At 74.2% G+C, this 8,441-nt stretch carries 9 protein-coding genes; 2 read left to right on the top strand and 7 right to left on the bottom strand.

The window, feature by feature from the left end:
- Positions 1–60: 60 nt before the first annotated feature.
- The 3 genes from rplT to infC all read right to left on the bottom strand — a co-directional run bounded on the left by rplT (position 61) and on the right by infC (position 1,538).
- Entirely contained in the window at positions 61–447 is a 387-nt protein-coding gene (rplT, locus tag ACFVIM_RS22730) for a 50S ribosomal protein L20 (protein WP_006350245.1), read from the bottom strand.
- A gap of 119 nt (positions 448–566) precedes the next feature.
- A complete protein-coding gene (rpmI, locus tag ACFVIM_RS22725; protein WP_003959822.1) occupies positions 567–761 on the bottom strand; it encodes a 50S ribosomal protein L35 in 195 nt (64 codons plus the stop codon).
- A 129-nt stretch (positions 762–890) separates the two neighbouring features.
- Complete coding sequence (gene infC, locus ACFVIM_RS22720) at positions 891–1,538, bottom strand: translation initiation factor IF-3 (protein WP_384304168.1); 648 nt, start codon at positions 1,536–1,538, stop codon at positions 891–893.
- Positions 1,539–1,918: 380 nt separating this feature from the next.
- Here infC and ACFVIM_RS22715 point away from each other — a divergent pair, with 380 nt between their 5' ends.
- The gene (locus ACFVIM_RS22715) at positions 1,919–2,281 is read left to right on the top strand and encodes a DUF1844 domain-containing protein (RefSeq protein WP_384304157.1); all 363 of its coding nucleotides are present in this window, start codon (positions 1,919–1,921) and stop codon (positions 2,279–2,281) included.
- Between the two features lie 77 nt (positions 2,282–2,358).
- Here ACFVIM_RS22715 and ACFVIM_RS22710 read toward each other — a convergent pair whose 3' ends face one another.
- Genes ACFVIM_RS22710 through ACFVIM_RS22700 form a run of 3 tightly spaced genes read right to left on the bottom strand, consistent with a single transcriptional unit; the run spans position 2,359 to position 5,337 of the window.
- Positions 2,359–3,093 carry an SseB family protein gene (locus ACFVIM_RS22710; protein WP_384304154.1) on the bottom strand — a complete coding sequence of 245 codons (735 nt, stop codon included), beginning with the start codon at positions 3,091–3,093 and terminating at the stop codon, positions 2,359–2,361.
- Between the two features lie 10 nt (positions 3,094–3,103).
- The gene (gene mycP / locus ACFVIM_RS22705) at positions 3,104–4,342 is read right to left on the bottom strand and encodes a type VII secretion-associated serine protease mycosin (RefSeq protein ID WP_384304150.1); all 1,239 of its coding nucleotides are present in this window, start codon (positions 4,340–4,342) and stop codon (positions 3,104–3,106) included.
- Between the two features lie 35 nt (positions 4,343–4,377).
- A complete protein-coding gene (locus tag ACFVIM_RS22700) occupies positions 4,378–5,337 on the bottom strand; it encodes a hypothetical protein (RefSeq protein WP_384304147.1) in 960 nt (319 codons plus the stop codon).
- Between the two features lie 1,180 nt (positions 5,338–6,517).
- On the opposite strand from ACFVIM_RS22700, the gene ACFVIM_RS22695 reads away from it, so the two are divergent.
- A complete protein-coding gene (locus tag ACFVIM_RS22695; protein WP_384304144.1) occupies positions 6,518–7,720 on the top strand; it encodes an alanine racemase in 1,203 nt (400 codons plus the stop codon).
- A 70-nt stretch (positions 7,721–7,790) separates the two neighbouring features.
- Here the strand turns inward: ACFVIM_RS22695 and ACFVIM_RS22690 are convergent.
- The coding region (locus tag ACFVIM_RS22690; protein WP_384304141.1) for a 3-oxoacyl-ACP reductase at positions 7,791–8,441 on the bottom strand (651 nt) is incomplete at its 5' end.

Below are 8,441 nucleotides of genomic sequence, written 5' to 3'. Positions count from 1 at the left end.
CCCGCAGGCCGTACCGGGCCTGCGGGTCCATGAGGTCGTACCGCCTCAGCGTGTCACCGCTCAGGCAGCGGCCTTCGGCGCGTTGACGTCGGCCGGCAGAGCCTTCTGCGCGACCTCGACCAGCGCGGCGAACGCGTTGGCGTCGTTGACGGCCAGCTCGGCCAGGATCTTGCGGTCCACCTCGATGTTGGCGGCCTTCAGACCCTGGATGAGGCGGTTGTACGTCATGCCGTTCTGGCGGGCGGCGGCGTTGATCCGCTGGATCCAGAGCTGGCGGAAGTCGCCCTTGCGCTTCTTGCGGTCGTTGTAGTTGTAGACCAGCGAGTGGGTGACCTGCTCCTTGGCCTTGCGGTACAGACGCGAACGCTGTCCGCGGTAGCCGCTGGCCTGCTCCAGGATCGCCCGGCGCTTCTTGTGGGCGTTGACTGCCCGCTTGACGCGTGCCACTTGTTTAACTCCTTGTAACGGGGTCGTGGGTGAGCTTCCCCGACCCGAATTCGAATAGGTCCCGGTCCTGATGTCCCCGCGCCTGCGGCCCCCTCAGCGGGTGGCGGGCGCGGCGGGCATCACTTGCCGAGAAGCTTCTTGATCTTCTTGGCGTCGCCCGGAGCCATCTCCGCGTTACCCGTGAGGCGACGCGTCAGCGTGGACGGCTTGTGCTCAAGCAGGTGGCGCTTGCCGGCGCGCTCGCGGAGCACCTTGCCGGAGCCGGTGATCTTGAAGCGCTTCTTGGAACCGCTGTGCGTCTTGTTCTTCGGCATAGCGCCGTTATCTCCTCGTCAGTGGCGCTCCCCGGTCGCGCCGGGCGACCGGTGGGCGGGAGCGTCAGATCTTGGTGGTGGGGTCCGGGCGGGACCCGGGGCCGCCGGTGGGCTGGCAACCCCTGGGGGTCACGCCTCGGAGGGCGCCTCGGAAGGCGCCTCGGAAGGCGTCTCGCGGTCCGCGTCGGCCGCCTGGGCCTTCGTCGCATCGCGGTCTGCCTTGCGTGCGGCCTGGGCCTCACGCGCCTCGGCCATGGCCTCGGTCTTCTTCTTGTGCGGGCCAAGAACCATGATCATGTTCCGGCCGTCCTGCTTCGGGTTCGACTCGATGAATCCGAGGTCCTCGACATCGGAAGCGAGACGCTGGAGCAGACGGAAGCCAAGCTCGGGACGGGACTGCTCACGACCACGGAACATGATCGTGATCTTGACCTTGTCGCCCTGCTTGAGGAACCGGACGACATGACCCTTCTTGGTGTCGTAGTCGTGCGGGTCGATCTTCGGCCGGAGCTTCATCTCCTTGATGACCGTGTGCGCCTGGTTCTTGCGCGCCTCACGGGCCTTCATGGCCGACTCGTACTTGAACTTCCCGTAGTCCATGAGCTTGCACACGGGCGGCCGGGCGTTCGCCGCGACCTCGACCAGGTCGAGGTCGTACTCCTGAGCGAGCTCAAGGGCCTTGGCGAGCGGGACAATGCCCACCTGCTCGCCGCTGGGACCGACAAGCCGCACTTCGGGAACGCGAATCCGGTCGTTGATGCGGGGCTCGGCGCTGATGGATCCTCCTCGGTAGCACTACGCGGCCGGCTGGCAGTCAGCCGCGCAACGTCTGTCTGGTAAGACCAACCGCGCCGGAACATGAAAAATGCCCCGGACGGGACACAGGCGGCGGCTCCGTCACTGACCGGAACACCGCCGCGGGGGCCGCGGGGCGCACATCGGGCGACTTCCATCGTCCGTACGGAACGATGGGCGCCGCCTGACCGGTGACCCGCCGCTCCGGGGAGCGGCCAGGTGGGAGAAGAGGAGCCTCCACTTGTGGGCCGGGCACACAGGTGTCCAGCCGGTCGTCACACCAGGCTAACAGGTTCCGCACGGAACGGGCCAACCGGTGGCCGGGTCGAACGGGTGCGGGCCGGGGTCCTATCGTGTCCGTCATGAGTGACGCGACCCCCACCCCCCAGAACCCCGACTTCGACTCCATGGCCCGCGATATCGCGGAGGTCCCGGCCGTCGAGGTGATCGTCACGGTCGCGGTCAACCTGATGAGCGCCGCCGCCGTCAAGCTCGGCCTCACCGAGGAGGGCGAGGCCCACAAGGACCTCGACGAGGCGCGCAAGCTCGTGCACGCCCTCGCCGGACTGCTGGACGCGTCGACGACGGAGGTCAGCTCCTTCCACGCGGCCCCGCTGCGGGACGGTCTGAAGTCCCTCCAGCTCGCCTTCCGCGAGGCGTCCCTGGTCCCGGACGAGCCGGGCCAGGGCCCCGGCGAGAAGTACACCGGCCCGGTCTACGGCTGACCGGCGCGCCCCGCGGCCGGGGATCCCGGGAACGTACGCATCTCAGGAACGTACGGATCGCAGGAACGTACCTGTTCTCAGGAACGTACGTAGAGGGGCTCGCCCGGTGCGGTGGCCTCGGCGGGCAGCAGTGCCAGGTCGAGACCGCGCACCAGGCGGGCCCTCAGTGTCTCGTCGCCCGCCAGCCCCTCGGCGACCCGGCGGGCCGCCGCCGCGGGCGGCGCGGCCGGGTCGAGCACCAGGGCCAGGATGCCGTCGGCGCCGTCGGCGCGGCCGAGATGGGCCCGGACCACCGAGGGCTCGGCGGCCAGCACCCGGCGCACCGCGTCGGTGACGGCGGGGTCGTCCAGCGGATCGGCGCTGGTACGGCCCTCGGCCAGGGCCCGCAGCGCGGCACCGGTGAGCTGGTAGGGCACGGGACCGGCCAGATCGAGCACCAGGGTGTCGGCTTTCTCATGGGCGGCCGCGAGCAGCGCCTGGTGCAGCGGAACCGCCACCGGGCGGGCGGCCGGATCCCAGCGGGCCAGGGACTCCAGCGAGGTGAAGGCGGGCAGCGCCCGCCGGTCGCCCGCCGTCAGGGTCGGCACGGCCATGTCGCTGGTCTTCTCCCGGCGCAGCCCGTTCTCGTCCACCTCCACCTCGCCGAGGACGGCGACGACGGGGACCAGCAGCCGGGCGCCGCGCAGCGCCTCCAGCACCGGGCGCTCGGCGCTCCGGTCCTGGGACCAGACGGCGAGCGCCGCCGCCAGTGCCGGGTCGGCGGTGCCGTCGTCGTCGGAGAAACCGGGGTCCGGGATGTTCTTGAGCGCCACGGAGTCGAGCCTATGCCCCGGCCATGGGCCCCTGGACCCCGGGTGGCGCGACAACGGACGAGGCCGGGGCCGGGGTGCGCGAGGAGCGCCACAGGACGACCGCGACCGCGAGGACCAGCGCCCCGGCGCCACCGGTGACCGGGGCGAGCCAGCCGGTCGGCTCGGCCTTCTGCTCGGGGGGCTGGGGGCCGGGACCGAAGTAGGTGCGGCCGTAGCCGCCGGTCACGGCCTTGGGGTCACCGGGCGGGACCGCGCCACCCGCCTCGATCGCGGCGGCCGGGTCGACCATCCCGTACCCCCGGGCGTCGTCGCGGCCCTCGTCGGGGCGGTCGCGGGCGGTGTCGATCAGGAGCTGGCGGATCTGGGCGGGGGTGAGCCCCGGGTGGGCGGAGCGTACGAGGGCGACGGCGCCGGAGACGAAGGCGGCGGCGGCGCTGGTGCCCCAGCCCTGGTAGTAGCGGCGGTCGGGGTCGGGGATGACGATATCGACGCCGGGCGCGCTGACCGTGGCGTACCAGCGCTGGGTGGAGAAGGAGGCGTGGGTGCCGAAGCGGTCGACGGCGGTCACGGCGATCACGCCCGGGTAGGCGGCGGGGTAGGAGACACGGTCGCCCTTCTCGCCACCGTTGCCCGCCGAGGCGACGAGGACCGCGCCCTTGGCGAGGGCGTACTGGACGGCGGCGTCCTCCTCGGCCTCGGCGTGGGCGGACTCGCTGTCGTCGCCGAGGGAGAGGTTGATGACGTCGGCGCCCTGGTCGGCGGCCCAGCGGATGCCCTGGGCGAGGGCGGTGCCACGGGAGGTACGGGCCTTCTCCCGGGCGTCGTCGGTGCCTTCGAGGATGACCCGTACGGGCAGGATCCTCGCCTTGGGCGCGATGCCCATGACGCCCTCCTCGTCGCCGGGGCCGTGGCCGTGTCCGGCGATGATCCCCGCCATGGCGGTGCCGTGGCGGGCCCAGGAGCGGTCGCCGCGCTCGGCGCCGAAACCGATGAAGTCCTTGCCGGGCAGGACGTTGCCGGTGAGGTCGGGATGATCGTCGTCGACGCCGGTGTCGAGGACGGCGACGGTCATGCCCTGGCCCTCGGTGGTGCGCCAGGCGGTGTCGGTGTTCAGGGCGTCCAGGCCCCACTGCTGGACCCGGATGCCGTCGGCGTGGGCGGGCGCGGCGGGCAGCACGGCGAACAGGGTCGCGGCGAGGACGGCGGTGATCCGGCGCGCCCGCAGGCGCCGTGCGCGCGGTCCGTTCACGGCGGTTCTCTTCACGGGCGTCGCGTACGGTCCGTTCACGGGGCCGGCTCCGTGGCCTTGGCGAAGGCGTCGCGCAGGGCCCGCTCGACGGAACCGGCGACCCCGGCGGCCTCATGGCCGAGCCCCGCCTGCGCGGGCGCGGACGTGGCGCCCTTGGCGCGGGCGGCGACGGCGGGCTCCGGCCGCTCGACCGGGCGGCCGTCGGCGAAGCCGGAGACGGCGAAGACCACGACGGGCGCGTCGGTGAGCACCTTCACCATCCAGCTGGCGCGCTGCCGGTCACCGAAGCGGGCGGCGACGGTGTCCGGCGCGGCGAAGGCCCGGGGCATCAGCGCGGGCCGCTCGGCCAGGCCCTTCGTGGTGAAGCGGGTGTTGAGGGCGACGGTGTCGACCGCGTCGGCCGCCGTGAAGACCAGTCCGACGGTGGTGACATGGCTGGCGGTGGCGTCGGTGTAGGTGGCCCGCACCACCCGCGTACAGCCGACGGGCGCGAGCGTGGTCACCAGACCCGGTTCGAGGGCGGCGGCGCAGGTGCTGTCGGGGGCGACCGCGACCCGGGTCCAGACCCGGTCGGCGCCGCCAGGTCCGGTGTCCTCACCCCGCAGGGAACGGGGGAAGAGGACATCGACGGGGACGCTGTGCCAGAGGGTGCCGGCCTCGGTGTACGGGGTACGGGCGGCGCTGTCGGCCCGGGAGTCGCCGGTGAGCCAGCCCCCGGTGACGGCGCCGCCGATGAGGCCGAGCCCGAGGACGGCGCAGACGAGCGCTCCGGCGGCGCGCACGGGCCGTCGGCTCCTGGGGGCGGGCGCGGGCGTCTCCCAGGCGGGCCCCACGGCCCAGGAGGGGCGCTGGTCCCAGGCGCGCGGGGTGCCGGGGGACCCGGCGGGGCCATGGGCGCGCACGGGGCGCAGCCGGGCGGTGGCCGGGTCGGCGCCGGTGGGCGGCGTCGCGGGGACCGGCCGGGGCGCCGGCGTGTCCGAGACCCGCGGGGTCACGGCGGGGACCGGGCCGTCGGGCGCTTCCGGCGTGGGCGTCCCGGGGACGTGCGGGGGTCGCGGGGGCGCGGGCGGGGGCGTGCGGACAAAGGGCGCCGAGGGCCGGGAGGGCGGTATCTCCTGTGCCGGCGGGGTCGGGCGCGGCACCGGTGCGGTGGGCCGGGGGGCGCGCGGGTCCTGGGTGACGGACGGCGGGAGGGGGGCGCCGGGGCGGTCCGGGTTCCCGTCGCTGTCCCGGCCGCTGTCCCGGTCGTTGTCCCTGCCCCTGTCACCGCCCCTGTCGCTCTGGTCCGCGCCGATGGCCCGTCGATCCGGCAGGGACCGGCCGCCGGGCGCTCCCGGGCCGTCGGCGGGGCGGGGCGGCCGGTGGGCGGCGCTCCGTCCGTCCGTGCCGTTCGTCGCCGGGGGCGTGCCCTCCGGGCCCGGTGGTCGCGCGGACCCCGTCGCGGGGGGCGCCCCACGACCCGGGCGGCGCGGGGTCGGTGTCGGTGCGCGGGGGGTACGGCGGAGTACCCGGGTGTCCTCACCCGGGGCACCCGGGCGGGCCGGCCGCGCGTCGCGGCGCAGGACGCGGGTCGTCTCGTCGGGCGTCTCCGGCGCGTGCGGCACGGTCCAGGGGGCGGCGGACGCCGGAGCCGGGGTCAGGAACTCGGTGCCGCCCGGGGGCCGGGACGAGGCCACGGCGTCCGGGGTGAGCAGCGCGTCATGGATACGGGAGCCACCTTCGGGGAGCCGGACGCCGTCCGGGGCGCGGGAGCCCGTGGTGACATGCGCGCTGTCCGAGGCGCGCGAGCCGCCCGGCGTACGCGGACCATTCGGCGTACGCGGGCCGCCAGGAAGGCGGGATCCGTCCGGAGTGCGGGATCCGTCCACGCCGCGTGTGCCCGCCGGGCCGCGTGAACTGTCCGGAACACGAGGGGAGTTGGCCGGATCCATGGCCGGTGCGGCGGGGCCGGTTCCACCGGGGACGGGAGGGCGCTGCGCCTCCGTGCTCATACGGGCCCCCGTTCTCGTGCCTCCCCGTCGGCGGGGCGGCACGGGGCTCGCCCCGTCCGTCCCCACACGTGTGCGTCACTCTACGGGTTGCGGCGGGCGCCCCGGCACCAGCGTCCCCGCCGTGCGCGGATCTGCCCAGAACGCACCCCTACCCTGCGGTAACACGTTCTGGCAGGCTCGGGCCATGACACCGCGCGCGCTCGACCGGGCCCGCCTCGACCGGGCCACCTCCCATCTCGACGCCCCCTTCGCCATCGTCGACCTCGACGCCTTCGACGCCAACGCGGCCGGGCTGCTGCGCCGGGCGCGCGGCAAGCCGGTCCGGGTGGCCTCCAAGTCGGTGCGCTGCCGGGCGCTGCTGGAACGGGTGCTGGCCCGGGAGGGGTTCGCCGGGGTGATGGCCTTCACCCTCGCCGAGGCGCTCTGGCTGGCCCGGGAGGGGTTCGACGACATCCTGGTGGCGTATCCGTCCGCCGACCGCGCCTCCCTCGCACAGCTGGCGGGCGATCCCAAGCTGGCGGCGGCGGTGACGGTGCTGGTCGACGACGTGGCCCAGCTGGAGCTGGCGGAGCGGGCCCGCGCGGGCGGCCGGGAGGAGATCCGGGTCTGTCTGGAACTGGACACCTCGCTCGCGCTGTTCGGCGGCCGGACGCGGATCGGTGCCCTCCGTTCACCGCTGCGGGAGCCCGGCCACCTGGCGGAGCTGGCCCGCTCGATCGCCCGCCGCCCGGGGTTCCGGCTGGTGGGCCTGATGGCGTACGAGGCGCATATCGCGGGTCTCGCGGACGCGGTCGCGGGCCGTCCGCTCACCTCGGCCGGGATACGGCTGATGCAGCGCGTCTCCCGGCGGGAGCTGGCCACGCGGCGGGCGGAGGTGGTCCGGGCGGTCCGGGCGGTCGCCCCGGAGCTGGAGTTCGTCAACGGCGGGGGCACCGGTTCGGTGGGCGGGACGGTGGCCGAGGAGGCGGTGACCGAGGTCGCGGCGGGCTCGGGCCTGTTCCAGCCGCATCTGTTCGACCACTACCGCGCCTTCTCGGGGCGTCCCGCCGCACTCTTCGCGCTGCCGGTGGTACGCCGTCCCGGCGTGGGAGTGGTGACGGTGCTCGGTGGGGGCTATCCCGCGTCGGGCGTGGCGGGACGGGACCGCTCCCCGCTTCCGTACCTCCCCGAAGGGCTGCGGCTGTCCCCCCGGGAGGGGGCCGGTGAGGTGCAGACGCCACTGCTCGGGGCGGCGGCGGACGATCTGCTGATCGGGGACGCGGTGTGGTTCCGGCACGCCAAGGCGGGTGAGCTGTGCGAGCGCTTCGACGCGCTGCACGCGGTGGAGGGCGACCGGGTGACGGCCACCCTCCCCACGTACCGCGGCGAGGGCCGCACGTTCCTCTAGGAGACGCGTACGAGGCGCGTCTGAGGCACCTGGGAGACGCGTACCGGGCGCGTCTCCCAAGGGGGCGCGGCTACAGGGGCGTGACGTAGGCGCCGGAGATACCGCCGTCGACCAGGAAGTCGGTCGCGTTGATGAACGAGGAGTCGTCGCTGGCCAGGAAGGCGACGGCCGCGGCGATCTCCTCGGCCTCGGCGAACCGCCCCGCCGGAATGTGCACCAGCCGTCGCGCCGCGCGCTCGGGGTCCTTGGCGAACAGCTCCTGGAGCAGGGGGGTGTTGACGGGGCCCGGGCAGAGCGCGTTGACCCGGATCCCCTCCCGGGCGAACTGGACGCCCAGCTCGCGGGACATCGCCAGCACACCTCCCTTGGACGCGGTGTACGAGATCTGCGAGGTGGCCGCGCCCATGATCGCCACGAAGGAGGCCGTGTTGATGATGGACCCGCGTCCCTGGCGCCGCATATAGGGGATCGCGGCCTTGCAGCAGAGGTAGACGGAGGTGAGGTTGACCTCCTGGACCCGCTTCCACGCCTCCAGTCCCGTGGTGAGGATGGAGTCGTCGTCGGGGGGCGAGATGCCCGCGTTGTTGAAGGCGATGTCGACCGAGCCATAGGTGTCGTACGCGGTCTCGAAGAGCGCCTCGACCTGGTCCTGGTCGGTGACGTCGACCTGGACGAAGGTGCCGCCGACCGCCTCGGCCGCGGCACGGCCCGCCGCCTCGTC

Source organism: Streptomyces sp. NPDC057638 (genome assembly GCF_042800315.1).
Lineage (GTDB): Bacteria > Actinomycetota > Actinomycetes > Streptomycetales > Streptomycetaceae > Streptomyces.
Note: the sequence above shows the minus strand (reverse complement) of the source record. Positions and strands in the feature narration are given on the sequence as shown.

Coding starts and splice junctions, on each gene's coding strand:
- rpmI (WP_003959822.1), bottom strand. CDS start 761: ATGCCGAAGAACAAGACGCACAGCGGTTCCAAGAAGCGCTTCAAGATC.
- ACFVIM_RS22695 (WP_384304144.1), top strand. CDS start 6,518: ATGACACCGCGCGCGCTCGACCGGGCCCGCCTCGACCGGGCCACCTCC.
- ACFVIM_RS22715 (WP_384304157.1), top strand. CDS start 1,919: ATGAGTGACGCGACCCCCACCCCCCAGAACCCCGACTTCGACTCCATG.